The organism is Lysinibacillus sp. CTST325 (assembly GCF_054665055.1).
In genome coordinates this window covers 25,156-50,316 of the sequence record NZ_BAAFHO010000021.1, presented here as the reverse complement: position 1 = coordinate 50,316, position 25,161 = coordinate 25,156, and the positions used below count along the sequence as shown (strand labels likewise).

At 32.7% G+C, this 25,161-nt stretch carries 15 protein-coding genes and 1 other RNA gene; 4 read left to right on the top strand and 12 right to left on the bottom strand.

Annotation, left to right across the window (positions count from 1 at the left end; all coding sequences use genetic code 11):
* Nucleotides 1–114 precede the first annotated feature (114 nt).
* On the top strand, nucleotides 115–1,251 hold the full coding sequence (locus tag ACYQ73_RS26470) for a site-specific integrase (protein WP_460015189.1): 1,137 nt from the start codon (nucleotides 115–117) through the stop codon (nucleotides 1,249–1,251).
* 276 nt (nucleotides 1,252–1,527) lie between these two features.
* Here ACYQ73_RS26470 and ACYQ73_RS26465 read toward each other — a convergent pair whose 3' ends face one another.
* The 9 genes from ACYQ73_RS26465 to ACYQ73_RS26425 form a co-directional block, all read right to left on the bottom strand.
* Nucleotides 1,528–4,368 carry an AbiH family protein gene (locus ACYQ73_RS26465; protein ID WP_460015188.1) on the bottom strand — a complete coding sequence of 947 codons (2,841 nt, stop codon included), beginning with the start codon at nucleotides 4,366–4,368 and terminating at the stop codon, nucleotides 1,528–1,530.
* Between the two features lie 59 nt (nucleotides 4,369–4,427).
* Nucleotides 4,428–7,586, bottom strand: a complete 3,159-nt coding sequence (locus ACYQ73_RS26460; RefSeq protein WP_460015187.1) for a type I restriction endonuclease subunit R — start codon at nucleotides 7,584–7,586, stop codon at nucleotides 4,428–4,430.
* Between the two features lie 23 nt (nucleotides 7,587–7,609).
* Nucleotides 7,610–8,818 carry a restriction endonuclease subunit S gene (locus tag ACYQ73_RS26455; protein ID WP_460015186.1) on the bottom strand — a complete coding sequence of 403 codons (1,209 nt, stop codon included), beginning with the start codon at nucleotides 8,816–8,818 and terminating at the stop codon, nucleotides 7,610–7,612.
* Nucleotides 8,808–10,400 (bottom strand): type I restriction-modification system subunit M, encoded by a 1,593-nt coding sequence (locus ACYQ73_RS26450; RefSeq protein WP_460015185.1) that lies wholly within the window; start codon nucleotides 10,398–10,400, stop codon nucleotides 8,808–8,810. Before ACYQ73_RS26450 ends, ACYQ73_RS26455 begins: the two co-directional genes overlap by 11 nt.
* Before the next feature lie 1,097 nt (nucleotides 10,401–11,497).
* On the bottom strand, nucleotides 11,498–12,385 hold the full coding sequence (locus tag ACYQ73_RS26445) for an HNH endonuclease family protein (RefSeq protein WP_460015184.1): 888 nt from the start codon (nucleotides 12,383–12,385) through the stop codon (nucleotides 11,498–11,500).
* On the bottom strand, nucleotides 12,382–14,523 hold the full coding sequence (locus ACYQ73_RS26440; RefSeq protein ID WP_460015183.1) for an AAA family ATPase: 2,142 nt from the start codon (nucleotides 14,521–14,523) through the stop codon (nucleotides 12,382–12,384). The genes ACYQ73_RS26445 and ACYQ73_RS26440 overlap by 4 nt, the downstream gene beginning before the upstream one ends.
* Nucleotides 14,516–16,189, bottom strand: coding sequence for a hypothetical protein (locus tag ACYQ73_RS26435; RefSeq protein ID WP_460015182.1), 1,674 nt, complete (start codon nucleotides 16,187–16,189; stop codon nucleotides 14,516–14,518). Before ACYQ73_RS26435 ends, ACYQ73_RS26440 begins: the two co-directional genes overlap by 8 nt.
* Complete coding sequence (locus ACYQ73_RS26430; protein ID WP_460015181.1) at nucleotides 16,186–17,229, bottom strand: hypothetical protein; 1,044 nt, start codon at nucleotides 17,227–17,229, stop codon at nucleotides 16,186–16,188. Before ACYQ73_RS26430 ends, ACYQ73_RS26435 begins: the two co-directional genes overlap by 4 nt.
* Nucleotides 17,230–17,339: 110 nt before the next feature.
* The gene (locus ACYQ73_RS26425) at nucleotides 17,340–17,711 is read right to left on the bottom strand and encodes a hypothetical protein (protein WP_460015180.1); all 372 of its coding nucleotides are present in this window, start codon (nucleotides 17,709–17,711) and stop codon (nucleotides 17,340–17,342) included.
* 149 nt (nucleotides 17,712–17,860) lie between these two features.
* Here ACYQ73_RS26425 and ACYQ73_RS26420 point away from each other — a divergent pair, with 149 nt between their 5' ends.
* Nucleotides 17,861–18,202, top strand: a complete 342-nt coding sequence (locus ACYQ73_RS26420; RefSeq protein ID WP_460015179.1) for a helix-turn-helix domain-containing protein — start codon at nucleotides 17,861–17,863, stop codon at nucleotides 18,200–18,202.
* Nucleotides 18,203–18,462: 260 nt separating this feature from the next.
* Here ACYQ73_RS26420 and ACYQ73_RS26415 read toward each other — a convergent pair whose 3' ends face one another.
* The gene (locus ACYQ73_RS26415) at nucleotides 18,463–21,390 is read right to left on the bottom strand and encodes a hypothetical protein (RefSeq protein ID WP_460015178.1); all 2,928 of its coding nucleotides are present in this window, start codon (nucleotides 21,388–21,390) and stop codon (nucleotides 18,463–18,465) included.
* A gap of 807 nt (nucleotides 21,391–22,197) precedes the next feature.
* Entirely contained in the window at nucleotides 22,198–22,416 is a 219-nt protein-coding gene (locus ACYQ73_RS26410; protein WP_460015177.1) for a hypothetical protein, read from the bottom strand.
* Nucleotides 22,417–22,987: 571 nt separating this feature from the next.
* Here ACYQ73_RS26410 and ACYQ73_RS26405 point away from each other — a divergent pair.
* Together ACYQ73_RS26405 and ACYQ73_RS26400 are read left to right on the top strand one after the other, a co-directional pair.
* Nucleotides 22,988–23,242, top strand: a complete 255-nt coding sequence (locus ACYQ73_RS26405; protein ID WP_460015176.1) for a helix-turn-helix domain-containing protein — start codon at nucleotides 22,988–22,990, stop codon at nucleotides 23,240–23,242.
* A 97-nt stretch (nucleotides 23,243–23,339) separates the two neighbouring features.
* Nucleotides 23,340–24,512, top strand: a complete 1,173-nt coding sequence (locus ACYQ73_RS26400; protein WP_460015175.1) for a site-specific integrase — start codon at nucleotides 23,340–23,342, stop codon at nucleotides 24,510–24,512.
* A gap of 133 nt (nucleotides 24,513–24,645) precedes the next feature.
* Here the strand turns inward: ACYQ73_RS26400 and ssrA are convergent.
* Nucleotides 24,646–25,001, bottom strand: a transfer-messenger RNA (tmRNA) gene (gene ssrA / locus ACYQ73_RS26395).
* Between the last annotated feature and the right edge of the window lie 160 nt (nucleotides 25,002–25,161).

Sequence of the window (25,161 nt, the reverse complement as noted above, 5' to 3'; positions counted from 1 at the left end):
TAAAGGAAGTTTATTTATTGGGAAAACGTTTTTTATAAGCTATACTAACAATACAGTTAATAGCAAAATTAACTGTACCCCTAGTTTCCCTGTATGGTTCTAGGAGGCATTTCAATGAAAGACAATATTAAATCATATACAAAAAAAGATGGCAAGACCTACTATATGTTTAAGCTTTATTTAGGAATGGATAGCGAAACAGGTAAACAAATTCACGTTACTAGACGTGGCTTTCTAACAAAAAAAGAGGCTAATCTCTCTTTAGCTCAATTAAGAGTCGAAGTTAGTAAAGGGGAATATAAGAAACCTAAAACTGAAACGTATGAGGACATATTCAATGTCTGGATTCAGCACTACGAAAGAACTGTCGAAGAAAGCACCTTTGTCAAAACCCTTGGCATTTTCAGGAATCATATTCTACCTGCAATTGGGCATTATCGAATCGAAAAATTAAACGTACCGATTTGCCAAAACTTTGTTGATGAATGCTCATTAAAATTGAAAAAATTCCGTACCGTTAAAACGTATGCATCTAAGGTAATTGATTTTGCAATTAAGCGTGAGTACATCAGTTCTAATCCATTCAAGCTAGTGGATCTCCCAAAAATTAAAGCTTCTACTGTATTAGATACCGAGGTCAACTACTATTCAAAGGAGCAGCTAGTTTACTTTCTTCAATGCTTAAAGCAATATAGTAACGCTCAAATCACCGCTTTTTTCTATCTGCTTGCTTTTTCAGGTATCCGTAAAGGTGAGGCACTTGCATTAACCTGGGCGGATTTAAATTTCGATACAAAGGAACTGCTCATTACAAAAGCTCTTTCAAGAGGTAAAAATAACAAGCTCTATATTAAATCAACGAAAACCGATACTTCACGCCAGCTTTTAATCGATGATGAAACATGCCGCATCTTATCAGAATGGAAAAAGATTCAGCAAGGTAAATTTCCAAATGTGAGTGACAAAAGCCAATTAATGTTTACAAACGAACAAAATGGTTTATTGCAGCAAACAATCCCTAGAAGATGGCTTATGAAAATTATCGATAAATACAGCTTACCTTACACACATGTCCACTCTTTTCGACATGTCCACTGCTCTTTGCTTTTCGAAGCGGGTGCAAGTGTCAAAGAAGTACAAGAACGATTAGGTCACACAGATGTGCAAACAACACTCAATATTTATACGCACCTATCAAAGCGTGCAAAAAACGAAACAATTAATAAATTTGTGACGTACTTAAACTCATAAATTTGACCCAAAAGTAGCCAGATTTTTAGCCAGTTTCCGCTAAAAAGCCCAGAAAACTCAGTACAACTAAAAAAGAAAAAACCCTTGATATACAAGGGTTTTGACCACTCTAGACAACTCTAGAAAAACACAGTATGGAGACGGCGGGAGTCGAATCAACCGTCTCAAAGTATTATAATATCAATACTTGCGGGGGCAGTTACTTTTTTTGACTACGTTTTTGACTACGCTTGATAAAAATTAGCATGAGTTTTTCTTAAAATAATCCCCAGCCATTTAGTAGGTTGGGACTATTTGACGCTTAGAGTCTTTAACCTCGAACTTTATTTGCTTTTCAACTCTTCTCAATTCATCATTCAACCACACCACTTTTTCATCCAACTCTTTTTGCCAATCCTGTTTCATTGCTTTGACATACTTAAATGAGGTGGCTTCTGGATGTTTAACTTTGAAGCTCTCATAATCTTTGCTTTTAATAACCCTACCAATATTCGGAATGTTATCAGCACCTGCAACATACTGCATAGCCGATAGATTGAGTTCATCTTCCGAAACAAACCACTCCTCAGAAAAATCTTTAATGACTTTATTTAAAGCCTGTGTAAAAAATTTATGTTTCAGCTCTAGTACATCTTCTTTTGAATTTAATTTTATTTGACTAATCTGATTCGTAATTTCACGATAAATTCCCATTATAATTTCAGCTTTATCCTGTTGCTGTAAAGCATTAAAAAGTTCTTCATGTGCAGATACATTTCCTGTTGCGTATTCATACAACAAACTATCAATTGTTGTATATATAACATCATTTTTATTAGTAACAGATTTTCTCCACGAATCATATTCGTTATTTTGATTTGAACCATTTACATCTTTTTGTTCTATATCTAGACCCATCTGCTTGATAGTTTGAATTTCTATCTCTAGTTTAGTACTCATTTTTTCTAAAAGTTCTTCAATAGTTGATTGATTTGTTAAATTCGATATTTCTAAAAACAAGTTTTTAAATTTTATTAAGATATTATTATCTATTAATCCTTCGAAGTAATTAAAGTTTTGGATATGGGGCTCTCTATACTCCGAATAATATTGTTTAATTGATTTAATATCTTTATCTACAATAAATTTAGTATCATTTGAAATAACATCTAAAATAACATCAACAATGATTTCATGACATGAAGTCATTTGATCTGGGGTTTTCAAATGAAAGAGTCTAAGCTTAGGGAATCCTACTTCTTCATTACTACTCAAAATCGATGAGAGTTTAAAAAACTCATCAGAATACCCAATTATAATTATTTCCTCAATCTTGTTCCCTACTGTTAGGTTAGGAACTAAACCCGAGGAATGATCAATTTTTAAAATTTCTAAATCTCTTAAGTGAATCTCTTCTTGGTAAACATTTTCATTGGTTATTGAGATATTAAGTTCTATTAAATTTGTTGATTTTTCTAAGACACTTTTCTCAATTACAAGATTTGTATTCCTTAATATTGTTAATTTTTCTATATTATTCTGCGCAACTGATTCAATGTAGAAAATATTTTTTCTTGTATCTAATGGATTAGATGTGAAGGAGCAGTCTATTATTTCAAGCCTTCTCAATGACTCACATACAGATATATCTGCACTCACGTGTCCATTCACTAGTGTACAATTTTCCATTTTAATATAATCCAAATTAATACCACTTTTCAAAAGTTGGTTAAAAAAACCGCTATCTATTTCCGTATTAGAAAAAACAACCTTATTCACCCATTTCAGCAACATTAGAAAATCCTTATAATTGCTATGGCTAATAAAGGCATCGTAATCTATTGTTTCTTCAAAATAAACCTGAGAGATCCTAGAAGCATTTTTATTGTGTACTAAATTACTTGCAATAAGAAGTACATTCTCAATATTATCTGGGTTTATTCTCAATTCATTTATATTGCGAAAAGTAAAATGGGCTATAGTTAAAGAGAATTCAGGTAATATTTCTTCACTTGGAAATTTATTTGGCAAAAAAGACTCTATAGCCTGATAATCCTTATAATTAGATACGATCAATCTATCCTGCAATAATATTTCTATGAAAGGAACCAACACAATTTTTTCGGCAACAGAAGAACCAAATTTCCTCAGAATTTCTTCCATTTTAAAAATGTAATCATCTTCATAATAAAATATAAATACCTTGTTTGCTTTTTGAATTAATTTTGATAAGAATGGAAAATCACTTCCTTGAAGAGAATGTCCCATAATAAATAAATCAATATTCATATCTTCACTATTCAAATCAATAGTAGACATTATCTTTTCTCTTGTTGAATTTAATATCCCATTTTCCTTAATTCTAAACAACTTATCATTTTTTAAAGACTGAGAATAATGAATCTTATTAATATCCTCACTATCAGTAAAACCACCTCCGAATAAAATGTTTTCTTTTTCTAGACTTCCATGTATATGAAAAACTCTTTTTTTCGCTTCCCTTATTTCTGAATTAGTTTGCTGTATTTTATCAGTGTCATAAAGTACACTTTCACATAAGTCTTTAATTATGTTCGTATAATTAAAATTAATAAAGAATGTGTTTTTATCTTTAATTAGTTTTTTATAAAAAGGGTTAACTTTTTCTGTAAATCTTTTGTAATCACCATCCAAAATCGTCTTTTGTTCAATCCACTTTGAGTATTCTTCTAAAAGATATTCAAAAAAATCTTCCTCTAATCTTTTAATAGAATCATTTACCGACGATATATCAAAAATATCCTGCGGTTCTTCATTTTTCTGAGATCGATCATTTATTCTTCTTACAGTTTCTTCATATAAACTTTCAAAATCAGACCAATTCAAACGAAAATTTTCATATTTCCTTAAAAAAAGTCTATTATATTTGTATAATTCGTAATCTTCATCAAACTTTTTCCTACTCTTAATATACTCAATAAAATCCTGATATGAACTCTTGAGACCAAGACTCATATCAAATCCGTTTCCAACAATAACTATATTCTTTGAATTATTATTAATATCTTGACCTTCTTGGTTCATAATGCAGTTTCCAACAATATGTATATTCTTTGAACTATTACTAATATCCAACTTTTCTTGATCTTCTTTGTTCATAATGCAGCTCCCAATAATCATCTAATGGTCGTCCATCAATTTCGTCTAAAATATCACATCTAACGCAATTCATCATCTAAAGGTACAATGACTTCATCTAATGTCTTTCTCCACTGGCGCTTCATCTCTGGTCCATATTTCAACGGCTTTGCATCTGGATGTACGGCTTTATACTGATCAAATTGCTTACTGTTGATGATGCCCCCAATATTCGGAATAGGGTCTGCACCTATCACATATTGAATTGTAGATAAATGCAACTCATCCTCTCCCACAAACCAAGTATTCGCAAATTCTTTAATCACCTTGTTACGTGAATTAGTAAAGAAGCGTCTTTTTACTACAAGAATATCTTCCTCTGCTTCTATTTCTTTCGCATCAATAGCGTTTAAAATCGCATGGTACACTTCTTTAACTACTTCTGATTTCTTCAGTTTTTGTAGTGCTTTTTCGATCTCGTCACGGATATTCTGATTATTGGCTGAGTACGTTCCTAATAGTTGATCAATATAGGTTGAGTCAATATCATAGATCTTAATCGCATTCTCTCCATAAAATTCAATTCCTGAGAAATCTGGCTCTGGTCCATCTTTGCCCCCCTCTTCTACTAGTGAACCTTTAACCGTGTTGTATACGCCAATGTATTCTTCTAAGGTTTTCACCTGTTCTTGAAGTGCAGTTGATTTCTCCATCTCATTGTTGTAATCATCGTACGTAACTAAAGCTTCATAGGCATTGTTAAGCTCTTGGAAAGCTTTAACGAATTCTATCCGGGTTTCTAGAGATGAGTGCTCGTCAATGTCAGTTGGATTTGGAACTAACGTTGTTAACACTTTATGAGCCTTTTTAAAGCGTTTTTTCGATTCATCATAAGTCGGATAAACAAGATTCGTTTCCTCTTGTGCTTCAGAGTATAACTTCGTGGCATCTTTAACATTTTGTTCCATTGTTGAAGGCTTTCGGAATGTTACAATCAACCCTTTTGTTTTTCCTGGATACGTACGATTTGTTCGAGAAAATGCCTGTATCAAATTGGCATAACTCAAATTACGATCCACAAATAATGTTTGAATCGTCGGTGCATCGAATCCAGTTAATAAACGATCTACAACAATGACTAAGTCAATTTGTTTTCCAAATTCTTTGAACTCAGCTTTCTTACGAGCTAAGCGATTGTTGATATCGCCATTATATCGTTCAATATCTTCTATCGACCAAGCAGTGTGGTAATAATCATTATAATCCTTGATAATGTCTTTCATTTCATCTTGAATTTTTTTCGAATTATCTTCATTTTCTTGTATTGAATAGGTGATGGCAATACGTGGGAAATCCAGATCTTCAATTGTACGCCCTTTTCGAATCGGATGCCCAACAAATTCTTTAGTTAACCAATCCGGAGCTTTGACCATTTCCTTGATTGCCTGATAGTAGCGTTTCGCCATATCAATAGAACTCGTTGTTAAAATGGCAGACTTTTGAGGGCGACCGTTTTGGAAATCAAATTTAATATAGGCATTATCGGGTCGGAAAATCTTATGAATGACTTTTTGAATATGTCCATCATGTTCGAATGAAGATGGTTCAAGATATGCTTCCTTTTCCATACCATCCATTTGATCGATAATCTTGTTAATTTCATCATCACTACAATGAGCGTATTTTTCATTTTGACGCAGTTGAGTAAAAATATGATTAATTAATGTTATCTCATCAATCGTATCTTCATGCTCTACTTGGAAACCTAAAACAGCCCCATCATCTAACGCATTCTTAATGGTATAGGTGTGTAAACGTTCGCCATATTGATCGTGAGTGGTACGAGCTAATTGACCTTTAGCTTGTTTCTTATTTTCATTAAATATAGGTGTACCTGTAAATCCAAACCATGTAGAATTAGGGAAAAACTTCTTAATATCTTCCATCCCTTCCGCACTTAACGCTCGATGGCATTCATCCACAACAAAGACAATATGTTGCCCTACTAGTTTCTTAAAGCGCTGGGTACCTTTTTGTTCCTCTTGTTTCTGGGCATAGCGCAAGGCAGCTTCTAATTTTTGACGAGTTGTGATAATCACTGTATTAGAATTGGTATCAGATAGTAGTGTATTACTTAATTCTTTCGCACTTTCGGTTCCAACAATCAAACTATTAGACTTGGCTTTACCAGACGAAATACCCGTATTAAACTCGGAAGCAAATTTCGTAAATTCTGTCGTAGTCTGATTATCTAAGTCTTTTCGATCAATGAGCATAATGGTACGATCTACGCCTGGTTTACGAGCTAATAACTTCGTAGAAACAAAACTTGTCAACGTTTTTCCTGAACCAGTCGCATGCCAAACATATCCGGATTTATGTTTCATAGCAGACGTAAACAAAGCTTCAATTGCATGAATTTGATACGGATGCAGTACCATTAATGCTTTATTATCCTGTTCCTCACTGACAATTGTATAATTGGCAATCAAGCGATGAGCATCTGGTATATTCAAAACCTGTTTCACAAATTCATAGAGATTTTCTACTTTTCGATTGTCCGTTGTCCGCCAGCTAAAGACAAATTTCTTATGCATGTCTTTCGGCATCGCATTGGCAAAATAGCGAGTTGTTTGTTCGTTAGATATGACAAATAACTGAAGAGTGGAAAAAATATTATTTCTAAACATCCCTTCTTCTGCGTATTTCTTGATTTGGTTATATGCTTGGAATACACCGTCTTTGGCACTAACCTGTTTCAATTCAATTTGAACAATTGGCAACCCATTGATTAAAAGTGTCACATCAAATCGGCGATCACGACCATCAACACCTGCCTTTTGTTTCGCAATCTGATGAACGACTTCGTAAGTAGAGATTCCGCCACCAATGTCTTGATTGGAATACAACACCAACGACATTGTACCTAGGGAAACATCTTCCCGTTCAATAGTAATCCAAGAAATTCCATTCTCCCCTTTGAGCCATCTAGCAGCATCAAAGGGTGTCTGTGTTTTCAATAGTAATTCTGTTTTAATATTGTCAAATTCTTTATCGGAAATTGGATATTCTCCAATTTCTGATAAGTTATTTTGAGTAATTTTTTGACGCAAGTTCATCCATAGGTCTTCTTCTGATTTCAAATCTGGACGATAATTCCACTGATTATGCCCTTCGCCTAGTACTTCAATCAGTCGACGTTCTACTTCAGCTTCATCGTTATGTGGTATCTTTGTCATGTTTCTCCCTCTCTTCTATTCACTTAGGCAAACATCTTTTGTAGGAATGCTTTTTTCGTTTCTTTTAAGGCATTTAATTCAAGATGCTGAAGAGCTATAGAATTGTCAAACTGTTTAAAAAAGTTACCAATTTTAATTTGCTCTTCTTTTTTTGGAACCAAAACAGAAATATTGGAGAAATCATTCTTATTAACTATTTGCATTGTTCCAGATGCTGCAATGTTTTTCATTTTTCTAGACCAGAAATCAGACTGCGTTAATAAAAAGTATGAATCATTTTCATTACTAGGTGTCAAAGAATTGATTTGTTGATTAAAACTAGCAAATTCTTCGACCATAGTATTTTTACCTATACTCGCAATTGAAGTTACAAGAATAGTACCTGGTTCTACGATTCTAGCCTTAAGCTGGCCTTTTTTAGACAACTTTTTAGCAGTAACTGTTGTTACTCTATTAACAATATCTGACGGAGTTACCCAGATCATTCCATCTCCTGAATAGTTATCAGCATCAACTGTTGATGGTGTTGAACCTGTCTTTATTTCACCTAAATCTTTTAACCTACACTGTTCCCAATCTCCTGTAAAACCTGGGAAACGAACTTTTGGCACAGACTCTTCTTCTGTTGGAAACATTTTTTGCAAGAATCCCTGTTTTGTTTGTTCGAGGGTGATTAGTTCTTGCTGCTGAAGAGCTATAGCATTATTCATGACTTTAATAAAAGAAGTAATTTGGTCTTGCTCTGGAATTGAAGGAATAGATATTCTTCTCTTCTTCCAATCAGGTACATTAAATACTAATTTCTCTATATCAATACCATACGAACTTAAGAAATAATTTTTATACATACTTGGCAATTCTGAGATTAGAGAAAAGAATTCGATATTTAAGTCCTTAGTTCCGTGTAAAACAAGATATTCGTTAGAAACTATTGATCCATCAAGGTATTCAGGTACTATTCCATTAGCTCCATGAACTACTTGTCTTTTAGAGATAAGATAATCACCCGTTTTTATAATGAATTGTGATTTAACTAAAACTTCAGAGCCTTTATAAATCCCCCTAGATACAATGCCACCATTACGCCTTTTTACAGTGACAAGTTGATAGATATCATCATCAACCATCTTTAGGGGCCTACTAACATCAATTACAAGATCCCCTAACTTTCGTTGTTCCCAATCCCCAGTAAACCCTGGAAATCGAATTTCTGGTGTATGGTTATTTTTCACGATTAAACACCTCTAATGCACCCCTCATCCATTCTGCATTTTCTTCTTCAAATTGGAGAGAAGAAATCATTTCATATAAGCTAGATTCTAGTTGGGCTTTTTCTTTTCGAATGTCTTTGATTGTTGAGCCAATTGATGCCATATCAACAGGCGCTTCTTCTTCAAAGGTATCTACGTATCGAGGAATATTCAAATTGAAATCATTTTCTTTAATTTCCTCAAATGTAGCAACGTGAGCATATTTCTTTACAGGTTCTCGCTTCTTATACGTTTCAACAATCTTATCAATATGTTCTTTGGATAGTTTATTTTGGTTCTTTCCTTTCGTAAACTCATTACTTGCATCAATAAATAACACATCACGAGTAGTACGATTTTTCTTCAAGATGATGACGGTTGTTGTTATTGAAGTTCCAAAGAATAAGTTTGCTGGCATGCCAATTACGGCATCAATACTGCCATCTTCTAATAATTTCTTACGAATCACACCTTCTGCAGCTCCACGGAACAGTACCCCATGTGGTAAGACGATTGCCATTGTCCCCGAATCTTTCAAATGATAGAACCCATGTAAAAGAAAAGCAAAGTCTGCTTTTGATTTTGGTGCTAACTTCCCATAACGATTGAAACGAGAATCATCTAAAAACGTATCATCTGAAGACCAATTAGCTGAATAAGGTGGATTCATAAGGACAGAATCAAAGGTATAAGGCTCATCTGTCGGCCAATCTTTATTCAATGTATCTCCATTACGTAAACGCATATCTTCTTTATTCACACCATGCAAGATTAAATTCATCTTCGCTAGATTATAGGTAGTTGTATTTAGTTCTTGTCCATGATACTTTACACTTTCTGGATGGTTAATATAGTTTCTAATATTCAACATTAAGGAACCTGATCCCATGGTTGGGTCAAATACGCTAAACAATTTTTTGTCTTCTTGGCCAATTGCAGCAATACGAGCCATCATTTTAGATACTTCATGAGGTGTATAAAATTCTCCAGCTTTCTTACCAGCTTCTGAGGCAAATTGACCAATCAAGAACTCATATGCATCCCCAATGACATCGCCATTATGTCCTAACACATCGATATCATTTAGTTTCTTCAGTACTTCTGTAATGGTAATGTTTCGTTGTTGATTATCTGATCCCAGTTTTTTCGAATTCAAATCTACATCATCAAACAATCCATTGAATTGATTATATTTTGTAGACAAATCAATAAAGGCATTTTTCAAGTCAATCAGCTGAAACGTGTTTTGTTTTGCTTGATCGGTTAAGGCATTGAATAAATACCCTGGTGCAATTTCATATCCCAATGTGTCCACTAACGTTTCTATCAAGTCATTTTTTATCTCTTCATCTTCTAATAAATCCCGATACAATTGCGTTTGTTTTTCTTGTGTGTTGTTTTCTTCTAGCGATTCATCAGCTATTTCAACTACTTGTTCTAACAACTTATCTGATAAGTACTTGTAAAAGATCAACCCTAATAAGTAGTTTTTGTATTCTGATGCATCCATTTTACTTCGCAAGTTGTCTGCAGCACTAAATAATTTCGAGTTTAAATCAGCCATGTTGTGTTCCTCACTTTTTCTATTATTGATCTAATTGCTTGGTGACTTTATTTCCAGCTCATTTAAAATTCGCATGCTCAGATAAAATTGGCTTTTGATACGATTTCCAAGCCATAGCATATAGAGGATTCAAGATTATGTAATCAATTTTTACCTATATTCAAAAGTACATTGCCCTATCGGATGTTTTTTATCTTCGCAATTGATTAAAATACCACCTTACAAATTGCACTATTCATCACTGATTTTTTGGGCAAAGAACTCTTAGTTATCCATCGATTCCAATTCTTTCAAATACTCTTGAACAGCAAATCCCATTCCGCCTGAAGCCTTAGCATAGACGTATAATGTTTATGTTAAACCATGCTCCTTTAGTATATCATCCGGCATTAATAAAAGGCTAACTATCAAGGGAATCACTTCACGAGGTATACAATAAACTCCTGAATCCCTAATTATAAAATTGCCTATATAAAACACGCAGCATCCTTTTTAGATACTGCGTGCTTCTATTAGCCTTATTTAACTTTTCTCCTTTTAGCTATAAACTCCCGTTCCGCTTCTTCATAAACCTCCCTCATCTTTCTCCTTTCCTCAATACTCATGGAGATAAACATCCGAACAATCCTTTGAATAGAAGCGGTGACCTGCTGCATTAGTATTTTTCCAAATAAAAAGTAATACACTTCATCTTTGTCACTTTTTTTAATATCGGTACATTACACAATTCATTCCATAAAACTACTCTATATTTTATAGTAGAAATCTATTGTATTTACTGTATATCTCTACGGTATTTACCGTAGATTTCTATTGTATTTACTGTATATCTCTACGGTATTTACCGTAGATTTCTATTGTATTTACCGTATATCTCTACGGTATTTACCGTAGAAAAAAAGCATGTACAATACTATAACTAGCTGTACATGCTACTATAAAGGGATTTTATATGTTAGAACAAATATGGGCCAGGTACAACTACAACGAGTGAACCAACCGTCTCAAAATACAGATATATCAATAGCTTGACTACATTTTTGAATACGTTAGCACTTAATGATTGCTATAATAGATTACATAATTCATTCCTTAAATTATACACCGATACTTTGTTTACTCGTTAACTGTTTATATGTATCTACTAAAGATTCAATATGCACCCCATAATTTGACATAAACTCTGAAGTCAAATCCCTCACCATTCCTAGATATGGTGAAGATGGTAAATTCAAATTTTTTAAAGCTTCATAAACTGACTCTAAGTCTCTAAAAATAATTTGAATAGTATCTTTAAATAATTCTGGGTTTGGTGAATTTGTTAAATCAGATATTGTTTTTAAATATCCTAAGACTTGTGTTTTTTTATCTTCTATTTCTTTTGCAAGAATTTTTCTAGCATCTGTTAAATTAGGTCTATACAGGCCATATACCTCAATTGAAGTCTGACCTTTATTCCCCTCTCCATCTATATATTGTATTAATCCATCGTTAGTAAAACAAATATAATCTTGAGGGCTCTCATCTTGATTACAAGGATCTATTAGCAACGGTTCTTCTATAACATAGTGATCATGTCGTTTTTTTCTTAAAGCTTCATTCACAAGTGGAAATTTATTTTTTTTGAAAGTTCGATTACAAACGTCACAAGCAAAAAGTAAATTATTCCAGTCCATAGCTAACCAGTAATATCCTGGATATATTAATTCATCCCCATCTTTAGCACGATAAGCTCCCTTTGGTCTAAAATGCTCTATATCACCATATGAAACTGGGTCTACTTTACTCTCACAGTATGCACATTTATTATTAAACATTTTCAAAAGAACTTTCTTAACATTATCTTTACTATAAGCCTTAAATTTAAAATCACGATCATTTTTTTTAAAATATTTGATAACTTCTTTATATTCTTTAGAAGCTGCTGAATCAACGCTACTTAAATCTAATACTTTTGGACATTCTACCCTTTTTATATAAATCATTTTTCATACACCTTTTGTAAAGATCCAACTATATTTTCTATATCTAGATATAAAGATTCTATATTTGCCTGACTATTTTCTTCTTTTTCTTTAGCTAAATATATATCAATTGCTTTGTAAAATAATTGATCTCTCTTCGTTAACCCTAATTTTTTATAATCGGCTAACGCTTCCTCTAATTCGTTAATCCTTTTTTGTTGGTCATCGTTAGGAAATGGATGGATTAATAAACTATAGTATTCTTGAAAAATAATATTTAATTCTGGAAGCGTATCGTATAATCCAAAATATTTAGAAGTTAGAATTTCCTCAACTTTCATTCCTTTTTGTGCTGGTAAATCCTGAATAACAATATTTTCTCTGTTGTTATCTTCAGTAATTACTGCAATTTCATTATCTAATAGTCCTCGTAAGGTTAATGGGTTATGACTTGTAACGATAAATTGTATTTTAGGGAATGCCTTCCTTAACCTTTTTACAATTTCTATATTCCATCTTGGATGAAGATGAGCATCTAACTCATCTATTAACACTACACCCTCAGCATCATAACTTCTCCATCTATTTTTCATAACCATCATAATATCAGTAGCAAGTGCAATAATTGTTTTATAACCATCGCTTAAATCATCTAATTTAACTGTAGAATTTGGAAATTCAAATTTTATTTCTTTATTAACCTCTGTTCTAATAACCTCTACCTTTTCAAAGAATAAATTTTCTATTGCTTTCTTTACCTTTATAAAGTCTCCATACTTTAACCAAGTTAAATAACTTTCTACATCGACTAATGGTTGAAAAGGATCAAAAAGATTTTCCACCCTCGCCCAAGAAGGATAAAAATCATCTAATCTATCTTCATTTGGTAATAATCTCGTAGAACCATATGCTAATATTAAAACTTTTGGATCCGTATGATTAATCCCTATAAATTTATCATTTTCTCTATCTAATTCAATTTGTATTGGCTCAATCATCCCTGATAGTTGCACCCTAACAAATCCATGACTCGCTTTGTTATTAAGGAAATAATTAGCACCTTTTTTAATTATTTCTTCACGTTTTTCATGTCCCATAAGCGCAATAGATATTGCTTGTAAAATTGAACTTTTCCCTGCACCATTTTCTCCTAATATCATTAACCAGGGCGCATCTTTACTTTTACTCAGACTAAGATCAATTTTAATATTCCTTATACCTTTAAAATTTTGTATTTCAATTGATTCAATATATCTTTGTCTAGATAAATATTTCGGTAAGTCTAACTCATTTTCTATACTATAAGTATTTTCGTATTCTATATTCCTTAAATAATTAGATTTCAATAATTTAATTGATTCCACTTTATCAATTATCTCACCGCTACTTGGAAGAAATCTATCAAACTCAGAAAAGTAAGGAATAAGATTATCTTCAATCATTTTTAATAAATAATATCTTTTGATGCCTGCGAATGGGGATTGGGGGCTAATTTGCTCAGTTATACTTTTAAGTAATTCCTTATTTTCATTGTTCCCTTTGAAAATGTTGCATAATTCATTGAATATATACATCTCCTTATGCCTTTGATCAAGTAATGAATGACGATTTAAATTTAATAAAGCAATAGTTATTTCACCTTTGAGTGTTCTTGGAATTATCATGTAATCTTCATCATAAGTGAAATGTTTCTCCGGAAAATCTCGAGTTGGATTTATTAATAAACGTTTTTCTTGGTTTAATTCTACACTATCGCTATAGACAGAACAGAAATCTCCATCGATTGGGAATCTATTACTCTTATTTCTATTACATTCAGGGCATATAACTAAATAATTCGACCATTCATTCACTAGCCAATTGTAATGTTTATAAGAAAATTGACCATTATAAGTATTTAATGCGCCACCAATTGGCCTATAATGTTCAATGACCATGTTATTTATATCTAAAGGTGTCTCACAAAAAGCACATTTATTTTTAAAATTATTTAAGAATAATTCCCTTAATTTATCATTTTTTTCTTTTTCTTCAGATTCCATCCAATCCTTAAAAAAAGATTTGAACTCCTTACCTTGATAAACTCTTATCATAAATTTATCTCCTGATATTTTTATTAATAAACATTCTAATTCAATCTGTTTGCTTAATTTATTCAATCCACCCCTTATAATGTTGATATACGTCTCCATATTCCTTATTAAATATATTAAATGGATCTTTTAAATCCAATTGAGTACATGAATAATCTTCAATTGATTTCAAAGTCTGTTCATTGTCAGCAATAAATACAAATGATTGAGTTGTATCCTCTAAGGATGAGAAAATAAATTTAGCTGTTTTATCGATTTCAACATTATTAAAATCATCCTTTAAAAAAGTATCAATAAACATAGGGATATGAATTGTATTTTCATTTTCAATACTCATTTTATATATAGTTAAGTATTGGGCTATAAAAGCTTGTACTTTAGATGCACCTGAGAGAGTTATATTTACAGATTCTAAATTAGACTTATAGTAATTTTTATAAGCGAATTGAATATTTAAATCTTTAAATGCCGATATCATTAATTTTTGATATTTACTTGTTACATCTACCGAATTTAATTTTCTAAGGCTTTCTTCTATATTTGTAAGTTGATTTTCAATAGAAATCTTTTCTGACTTTTCTCTTTTCAACTCTTCTTCCAATCTAATATTCACTCTTGAAAGTGCATAGCTATCCGCCCTCTCGCCTAATGAAATCACATTAGCATCAGCTTGTAATTTCTCCTTATATTCCTCACCAATGTTTACAGTTTGATCTAGTTTACTATACAATTCATTAATATTATTTTGTACGTCGTTTAATTCCAATCTGATTTTTTCTCGTTCCTTAATCAAATTCTGCCTCACTAATAACAAACTATAATTTTCTTCAAAATTATTAATAATATTTTGGTGACATGTAGGACATTCTTTATTTAGATTTTCTTCTACAATTTCGTCAATTGAATTGTTAAGTGTCCCCTCCATTTCCTCTAATATATTTTTTTCAAATATTTTTTGATTTAATTGATTTTTTAAATTATGTTCACTTTCTATTATTGTATTGAACATATTTAATACAAGTTCATAATTTTTTTTAAAGTTCTCAATATCAATATCTTCTAAAATTTTTATATTCTTAACGTTTTCTTCAATTATCATTTCCTTACTTCTAATTGTTGCATTAGTTCTTTGCAATTTTTGTTGAAGATTATCTTTTTGTAACTTTAATTCATAATATTCATTACTTCTTGCACCAGTGAAATATTCTAAAATTATTTTTTTATAATCTTGAATAAAATTAATACCAGTAAAAGTATCAGTTAAATACGATTGCCAACTATTGTCCTGATCTGTATAAAAAGGAAGGAAAATATGATTAGGATATAGTTTAGTTTCAGACCCTCCCTTATCAAGAGTTACTAATTTTATATTTAATATTTCATTTAACTTCTCTTTAAAGGTTTTAGTGTCATAGTATGTATTAATTTCATTTCTATTGTACTCTACTAATTTAAAACAATTCTTTCCTCTACCTTGCTTTAACTTTTGTCTAACCAAAATATACTCTTCATTATTAATACTAAATTCTATAACATAAATGTTAGATGTATTATTAACTATTGATATGTCTTTAACATCACACCCAAACGTATATAAAATTGATCGTGACAATGTTGTTTTCCCGGTATCTTTTTCTCCTACAATTAAATTAATGCCTGAAGTAAAAGTTTCACTAAATGCTTTCTCTTTTTCAGCAGATAAGATTGAAAATTTATTAATTATTAAATTCACATTATCACCTCTTTCACCATTACAATTAAGGCTAATGCTTTTCTTTCATAATCAGGTAACCTAAGTCGCATTAGCTTTAATTCTGATGCGTTTTCAATTGTATAAACTACCTCATCAAATGCTTCAAAATCATTGTTTATAAATATATTCTTAACGGCCTTATAATCATTTTGAACAGGATGATTTTTTATCATTAGATTATTTTGAATTTGAGTAAAACTTTTTGCTATTTTAATATTACGTCTATCCTGTTCATTTAATAAATAAACATAGTCATTAAATTTTATAGTGCTTTCTATTTCACTAAATTGAGTAATTTTTGATTTTAAAAAGTTACTGGATAACTTTGTCTTATTTCTTCGTATTTTTTTCAACTCGTATGTCAAGCTAGTATATAAAGCAGCACTATTTATTTTATTCTCACCAAGTATTTCTGATACCACATCTTCTATATACACTCTGGTAACTTCTTCGTGCCTACTTTTAGGAATAATTCGGCGAGCATTGATATTTGTCCAATCATATTCATCAAACTGAGTTTTATCAATGATTTCTATTTTTGCCGTTTCACTTAAATCATTGAAGTTAATTTCTCTTAAATCCTCTATTCCCTCAATACTATTTGACAGTTTTTTTGAAAACTTTTGATTCTCACAAACAATTAAAGTGGTAAGTACAGTTGCATCTGAGGCCTTATCTTTTATTTTTAAATAATTTACATTCATTTTTTCAATAATAGATAGCCCTGAATCGTCTGCTTCAGTCTTTCTCGTAGGAGAATACAACAAATTAGGCGTTAGACTTCTACTCGTACTTTTGGCTTGATACAGGTTAATGCGGTCATTAAATATTATGAAATCTTCTACTTTTTCATATATTAAAACACTTTCATTTGTATTGTTTTTACTATTAATTAACATTTCATCGAATAGAAGGTAGATTGCAGTAGACATTTGAAATTCAAAACCATCTGTTGCACTATCTCCGCCTCTTTCATCTACTAAATTAATTATCGAATCAATTATTTCGTTAGAGACCACAGAACAACCTCCCCATTACAATAATACCAATTTTAAACATAATAATTATATTCATAAAAATTCAAAACACGCAACATCAAATGACATTGCGTGTTCCTTACCTAGATATTTTATTTACCAGCCATACGTAATTGTGCTCTTTCAATTTCATATTCTTGCTGCTTCTTCAACAACCATTCCATCGATTCATTGTAAAACACATCCGCACATTCTTTAGAACAAAAACGTTTACCTATTTTATCTGGATCTTTCCAAACCACTGTAACAATATAGTATGATTCGTCCTTATCACTTTGGACTCTTTCACCACAATGGTAACAATTAAATCCCCATGCACGCTTTAAATCTTTTCGGAAGTGTTTTTGATAATAACCTCTTTTTAATTCTTCCATCTTCAATCCCATCTCCGCTATACAGTTCATTAAATGCATATCGTCATCATAGCCTGTAAGTTGCATTAATAACCTTTGTTCATCTGTCACGATTATTCCCCCTAGCAATATATTCCAGATATATTTATCATAACTTGATACTCGAATAATATCAATAGTATATACAAATAAATAAATATATCTCTAGTATATGGATTAAACCCTTCATTTCATCAATCCTATAGAGTAGAGGTGATGTAATGTCTGATTTAACAAACCATATCGGAGAAAAAATCCGTTACTATAGAAAAGAACGCAAGCTTAGTCAGGAAGAATTAGCGTTTAAAGCTGCCCTTCACAATACCTACATCGGACAATTAGAACGTGGAGAGAAAAATGTAACTGTTGAAAGTCTAGCTAAAGTATGTTCGGCTCTGGATATTTCACTAGCTGAGTTTTTTCAAGGTCCTAATGTTATCCCCAAAATGCTAAGTATAGAAATCGAACAAATTATTGCATTACTTGAAGGCCGTTCTAAAGCGGATCAACAAAAAGTATTGTCAGTTATCGAATCCTTGCTACAATGGAAGGATAATAGATAGATGTGCAATAAGATGACTTTAACTCAATTTGTTGCAGTATGATGCTCATGCATTGTAGAGAAACGCACCACGCACCAGCCTTTTTAAGGCTTTCAGAGAAAGAAACCTAGTTGCATTCATTACATTTCTATTGAATTATTCATGTAAGCTACGAATGTTATTAGATAAACATACTAAACTTATCGTAGAAATCTACTATAATTCCAATCATAAAAAGCATGTGCTTTTATTAGTAACCTAATGCACATGCTTTTACATATTTAAGAACTGGCTTGTTCTACTACTTCTAACTTTACGAATGCTCTCGTATTATGTTTAACTACATTATACTGTGATAATAAATTAGTAAATTCGTCAGACTGCATTATACGTTGTAATTGTTTCTTCCCCGCCTCCCCTTCTAAATTTAATACTTTACGTATAGTTGCTTTAGCTATTTTACTGCCAACTTCTACACTGCTGAATAGCTCACATACCCCTTCAAACCAATCAGGATTACTATCCAACAGGTTCCATTGCACAACCTTACTTCCATTAAAATAAGCATACAATAATTTCAGTAATACTATATCTCTTGAAAAAATATAGACATTTGCCTTTTTACTATTCCCATTACTCCTAATGCTCGTTCTCAAAATATCTTGAATGCTCCCAACTACTTGATCACTTAGCTTATACTTTTCAATATCGACACTATTGAAACGCCTATTTTTCTTTATAGTAGTCAATTCTAAGTCTTTTTCTTCTGAAAAAATGGCTCCTGACTTGCTCAAATAATAAGCATCCCCTTTATTTATAATGCCTACAACAATTAGACAAGAGTATTGCGAGTAGCTATTCGATCCCTTAATGTTACCGAAGTGGTTAATAGCTATTCTTTTAGCCTTGATTTCATTAGCTAGCAAACTTTCCAATGTCCCTTTCATAAATTTATAGCATAGTAGTAATACAGGTTCTTCTAGAGACTTTTCACTTGCGTATTGCGCCAGCTTTATTACAAGATCTTTATCCTCTAATAATCGCTTCTTATTAGAAGGAATTGTAATATCATAATTTAGCGTTAAATGATCATAACTTTTCAAAGTTGGTACGTCCATCATTTGAATATTATTAAGATATTGATACTCCAAATCATATTTAGCAGTACCGTCTAAAATGACTGTATTGTAACTTGATAAGTCATAAATCACCTTTTGCGCCGTGGTTATAGTAATCTTTTTATTATATTCATTAACAACGCTCTCTTGTGTTATAGCTGCTTCTACATGCTTTAATAAAGCTACATTTGAACCGTTATAATGCTTATACCATTCCGCTTCAAAGATAAATTTGAAGGAAGCATCTAAAGGGGGCATCTGAACACCTCGCTCACTAGATAGCATCACCATTTTCAACTCGTTAATTACCTTGATAGCAGAAATCATATTTTCACGTCCGATTTCTAACTCCATGTTCTTTAAATCATATATTAACGTCTCTAAATCTATTGTACTTATTTTGATAACATTAATAATCGGAGGCTTTTCATCAATGACCACTCTTTTACGTCCATACTCCTTACCATCCTTTGCTATCCATTTAGCATAATTCTTTAGTTGCGCCCCCTCCATTTGGAACCGTGCATGGGTCATAATGACAATAGGGAAATTCTTTTGTATGTCATGCTTCTTTGGTAAAACACAGGACTTTTTAAAGCTACACCTCCCACAAACATTATGTTCATATGAGGTTAGGTTTTTTTTACACTTTTTATATGTATAAGCACTCTGCATCACATAAGCAGCAGCGGGATATAGACAATAATCTGCATCGAATGCTGTATGTTCTGTTGCTTCAAAGCATACTGGATACTGTCCTAATTCCTTAGCTAGTGCTAGTGCTGTTTCATTTCGTTCAACAACTACAATCGTACCTGCTTGCTCTATATGGTGCTCAAGCATATATTTCAAATAACTCACAAATGTTGTACTTTTCCCCCCACCAGGCTCCAAAGGCCAAACACTAAGATTAGTAGCGATATTATTCATTGCAGTCACTAAATTCAAATAAATTAACTGGCTGCTTTCATCAACGATTATCTTACGGTGCTGCATCGTGGCTGTAATCTCAGCTACTACATTTTTTACAACTGGGTCCCACTGTGTTTCTTTTGGCAGAAGCGGTGTCAAAGTATGCTCCTGTAATTGCTCTAATGTGATTTTTTCATATTTCTCTGCTGGCTTTGCCTCAAGCTTGTAAGCTAATTCATATAAATCTTCCCACCCTTGATGTTCTGCTAACCAGCTTAATGGCTTACCTTGTCCAATCTCACATTCACCATTTTCTCCGTTAGAACAATGGCATATTAATCTCTCGAAAAAGATATATGCAGAAGGTTTACTATCACCATGTACGGGACATTGGTAGGAAATTTTATTTCCATAGTTCCAATAATCTAATCCTGCCATATCCAAATTATCCGTAAATGCGTCGATAACTTCTACAACGTCCTTACTTGAAACATCATACATTTTCGTTTTTTTACTTTTCTTCGGCTCTTCTCCTGGTGGAAATGCGTCTGCTAATTGCTGTTGAGTGTACACATTCTTACGATCCCACTCTAAAATCTTTTCTTGATAAACCTTTCCATTACTACTCCATTCTTTATAGTTATTGACATAAGGCAATCTAAAGCAATCATTAGGTTTTCTCCTCCTTATGTCTGCTTGAAAATAACCAATTAGTTGAAATTGAATTTTTTCAAATACATAAGTCGAATCATTTAATGCTTGTTCAGTTGTATTATCCCAATAAGCATCAATAACTTCATATAATACCTTATATCCTGCCCGCCCCTCATAAACTACTGTTGGCTTTAATGGAGCGTTCATGATTCGTTCAAGTTGCTCTTCTTTTGAACCTCCATCGCTATCAATATCAACAAAGTGAAAACGAATTTTTTTAATTCCTTGTTTATACATTGAACCGTTCATATAAAAGCATAATGCTCTTTTTTCTAACTCACAACGATTAACAAACGCAGGTAATCCCTCATAAACATTCAATTTATTAAGCGAATCCCAATAGCTCGTCCCACTACTAGAATCCTTACTTCCCTTATCATCAATAAAAGCTTGAAATGGATACACTGTTAGTCCTTCATATACGTATTCAATAAAAGCCGCTAATTCCTCTATATTTACTTCCATTTCTTTTCCTCCTACAAAGAGGACATTTACGTATATATATAATAAGAAAATGTCCTCTTTCATTAATTAATCCGCACCACCCTTCACGAAAAATTTCTCATAGGTATCACGTAGCTCCCGCCAAATCCCACTCTAATACTTGATTTAGTAGGCACTGGGGGGTATTTAGAAGATTCCTATTAAAACGTTACTTTTTATTCGTTCAGTGATTGAATTTGATTTGACAAGCTATAACAATTCATTTCCATTGAAAGGTTACTCTTATCTAGTCGATATTACTTTTCTAGTTGTAAACTTCCATGCTGCTTCACCTCCGTTAATGACTTATACGAGGACTATTTAGCAGAGTTAAATTATTTTTAAAGTTTTTATCAAACATAATTTAAATGAAGATTACAGCGTATTTGAATAATACTTTCTAGTTGTAAATTTCCATGCTGGTTCATCTCCTTCATTTCCTTATACGCAAGCTAAATTACATAGTTAAATCGTTTTGTAAATTCACTATATAAAGTCGTTATATTCGCTCACATATGACTTATACGAGAACCATTTAGCAAAGTTAAATTACTTATATAGTTACTAACTAATAAAACTGTCTAATCCGCCCACATATGCCTTATACGAGGACTGTTTAGCAGAGTTAAATCATTTTTAAAAGTTTTTTCAATTCATCAGGACAAAACTAAAAGCAGCTACTAAAACATATAAATGTTCTAGTAACTGCTTTGAGCTGTTGTCATTTTATAATTGCGTGTATATGTATTATCATTTTGAGTGCTTTTTGATTTAAAGTGGGGGGTAATATCATTCCCAATTAATACAACAATTAGGACACAGATAATCAGTTACAATGTCACGACTATCTGTTTCCATCCATTCTTCACATTTACCACAGTAAATTTCCTTCACTATGTATGTTTCTAATCTTGATAGTTCAATCACCTTTGCTGTTTTATCAGGCGTTTCGTTCTTCACGAGATACTCACGTTCATAAGTATTACGGACTTCACCATGCTTTTTCAATATAAATCCTCCTAGATAGCAAAAATGCTCTTATCGGCTAGGACTGTTTTAATGTAATTCTTTTGATTAGCGTCAATGTTTGTATCAGCTACAATTTACTTACCTTGCTTACAATGGGACAAATACAAGCAGCATAACCAGGGTAATTTACTGTAGAAACACCTCCGAATTTACCTCTGACAAAGGCATAAATACTTTTACGCAGTTTACAATCACTCGTAAGCGCCCAGACCCATTTACGATAATTTTAGGAGGATTCAATTATTAGATCATTACCAAGAGAAATTACGTGTCCTGTCTTTACATCTTTCATCGAAAATACTCTTTTATGTATTTTGAAATACACGAGCACTTCTTGCCTAATTTCAAGTGTGTATCGTTTAGATAATTTTAACATATTCTATCCTCTATTTTTAAAATCTTACTTAATTAAAAGAAAAAATAGGATATTCTTATAGGCTATGATTTAAAAACAAGCATCAAATTGTATTTAACAATGCCCTTTTTACCTCGTATAAATCCATAACAGCAATTAAATTGCGGGGATTAAATGAAAGAGGAGCATGTAAAAATGAATGTAAATTTAACTACTACTGATATTGAAGAAATAATTATAAAAGCCGTACAAAAGGCATTACAAGCCGCACAGCATGAATTTGTTGATAGTGGGTGGCTTTCATTAAAGGAAGGAGCTAAATACGCTGGTGTATCGTATAACACGCTATTAAAGTATCGTCAGTACGGCTTACAAGTATGTGAGATTGAAGGGATTAAGCGTATATCACGTAAGGAGATTGACCGCTTCTTTCAAGAACATAGCTTTTAATTAATAGTGGGATTTATCTTGTGATTCGTTATAATAATCATGAGGTAAATCCTCTTTTTAATCATTTGCCCCCGCAACTGATTCAGGAGGAAATACTATGACGAAAAAGAAAGTATCACCAATCAAAAGCTATAAGCTGAAAAACGGTGAAACACGATATGAGTTCCCAGCCTATTTAGGGATTGATCCATTAACCGGTAAACAGAAGCGCACAATGAAACGTGGCTTTAAAACACGTAAAGAAGCTGAATTAGCACTTGCACGTTTAAAGCTTGATGTAGCAAATGGTACGTACAAAAAAGAACGTGTTGAAACATATCAAGAGGTTTACGACTTGTGGGTTGTTCAGTATGAAAATACGGTTGAGGAAAGTACATTCGTAAAAACGACTGGCATTTTTAAAAATCATATTTTGCCTGCAATGGGGAAGTACAAAATTGAAAAGCTCACGGTGGACATATGTCAAAAGCATATCAATGAGTGGGCGGGAAAATTGAAGAAGTTCCGTATAGTCAAATCATACGCAGCTAAAGTATTAGATTTTGCTATGAAGCGTGGATTTATTCAAACTAACCCTTTTGCACTTGTAGAAATGCCTACTAATCTAACCAAGAAAGCTAGCGTTACCAATGATGATGAAGATGAAAACTTCTATACACGTGAACAGCTTATTCAATTCCTTACATGCTTAGAGCAAGAGAGTAACTACAAAGCGTTTGCCCTATTCCGTTTACTAGCGTTTAGCGGTATGCGTAAAGGTGAAGCATTGGCACTGACATGGAATGACTTAATCTTCACAACAAACGAGCTACGCATTAATAAGGCCCTTTCAAGAGGAAAAGATAATCAGCTATATGTAAAGTCTACAAAAACAGGTGTTGCTCGTACTATTAAAATGGACGATAAAACAATGGCAATACTAAAAGAGTGGAAGAAAAAGCAGAAGCAGGATTATTTAATACTAGGCTTCAATACAATGCAACCTAAGCAGCTTGTGTTTAGTAATGAACAAAATGAATATTTACAGCCAACGAAAACTCGTAAATGGATATTACATGTACAGAAGAAATACAACCTCGGTACAATTACAACGCACGGCTTACGACATACTCATTGCTCATTGTTATTTGAAGCGGGTGCTAGCATAAAAGAAGTACAAGATCGCTTAGGTCATAGTGATGTACAAACGACAATGTACATCTATGCACACGTTTCGAAGAAAGCGAAAGAAGAAGCTATACAGAAGTTTGCCAGCTACATTGAAATGTAGTTGAGCGACTACGCTTTGACTACGTTTTTGACTACGTTCGTTTGATACTCAATGAAACTATATGACATAGACAAAATAAAAAACCCTTGATATACAAGGGTTTTGACGTTCATTGAAACTCAATGAAATCGTATTATGGAGACGGCGGGAGTCGAACCCGCGTCCAGAAACTCCAATACTTCAGCTTCTACGCGTGTAGTTTGCCTATTTACGATTCACGTAACATTATGCCGACAAACAGGCGTCTTGTACGCTAACCTGGAAATCTCTTGTCGGTGACTCAGGTGGCACCATCGACCGTATCCCACTAAAGTTGGGCCCCACGTTCTCTACATGGGCGATAGAGAGGCAGAGCGCTTACGAGCTTACGCTGCGAAAGCTAAGTTTTGTTGTTTGCCAGTTATTATATAACTTCCGTTGATGACGGAGCCGAGACCTCCGACGCGCGACCAAAGCTTGAACCATCCCTGTCGAATCCGTAACGTCCCCTTGAATATGAATCGAAGCACGTAGCCTCGTTCAAGCAAAGGAGCTAGAATTTCTTCTAGTACGGTGGGAGCTAAAAGTACGCTTCCATGTAATCTGGCATTCAGTAATACTTATTATAAAACAAAACTAGCTATAGTTCAAGTGTCCCGCAATGATAGAA

What these genes read in the sequence shown, in the direction of transcription:
- ACYQ73_RS26445 (WP_460015184.1), bottom strand. Translation starts at nt 12,385, where the DNA reads ATGATTTATATAAAAAGGGTAGAATGTCCAAAAGTATTAGATTTAAGT.
- ACYQ73_RS26405 (WP_460015176.1), top strand. Translation starts at nt 22,988, where the DNA reads ATGAATGTAAATTTAACTACTACTGATATTGAAGAAATAATTATAAAA.
- ACYQ73_RS26420 (WP_460015179.1), top strand. Translation starts at nt 17,861, where the DNA reads ATGTCTGATTTAACAAACCATATCGGAGAAAAAATCCGTTACTATAGA.
- ACYQ73_RS26400 (WP_460015175.1), top strand. Translation starts at nt 23,340, where the DNA reads ATGACGAAAAAGAAAGTATCACCAATCAAAAGCTATAAGCTGAAAAAC.
- ACYQ73_RS26415 (WP_460015178.1), bottom strand. Translation starts at nt 21,390, where the DNA reads ATGGAAGTAAATATAGAGGAATTAGCGGCTTTTATTGAATACGTATAT.
- ACYQ73_RS26470 (WP_460015189.1), top strand. Translation starts at nt 115, where the DNA reads ATGAAAGACAATATTAAATCATATACAAAAAAAGATGGCAAGACCTAC.
- ACYQ73_RS26465 (WP_460015188.1), bottom strand. Translation starts at nt 4,368, where the DNA reads ATGAACAAAGAAGATCAAGAAAAGTTGGATATTAGTAATAGTTCAAAG.
- ACYQ73_RS26450 (WP_460015185.1), bottom strand. Translation starts at nt 10,400, where the DNA reads ATGGCTGATTTAAACTCGAAATTATTTAGTGCTGCAGACAACTTGCGA.
- ACYQ73_RS26460 (WP_460015187.1), bottom strand. Translation starts at nt 7,586, where the DNA reads ATGACAAAGATACCACATAACGATGAAGCTGAAGTAGAACGTCGACTG.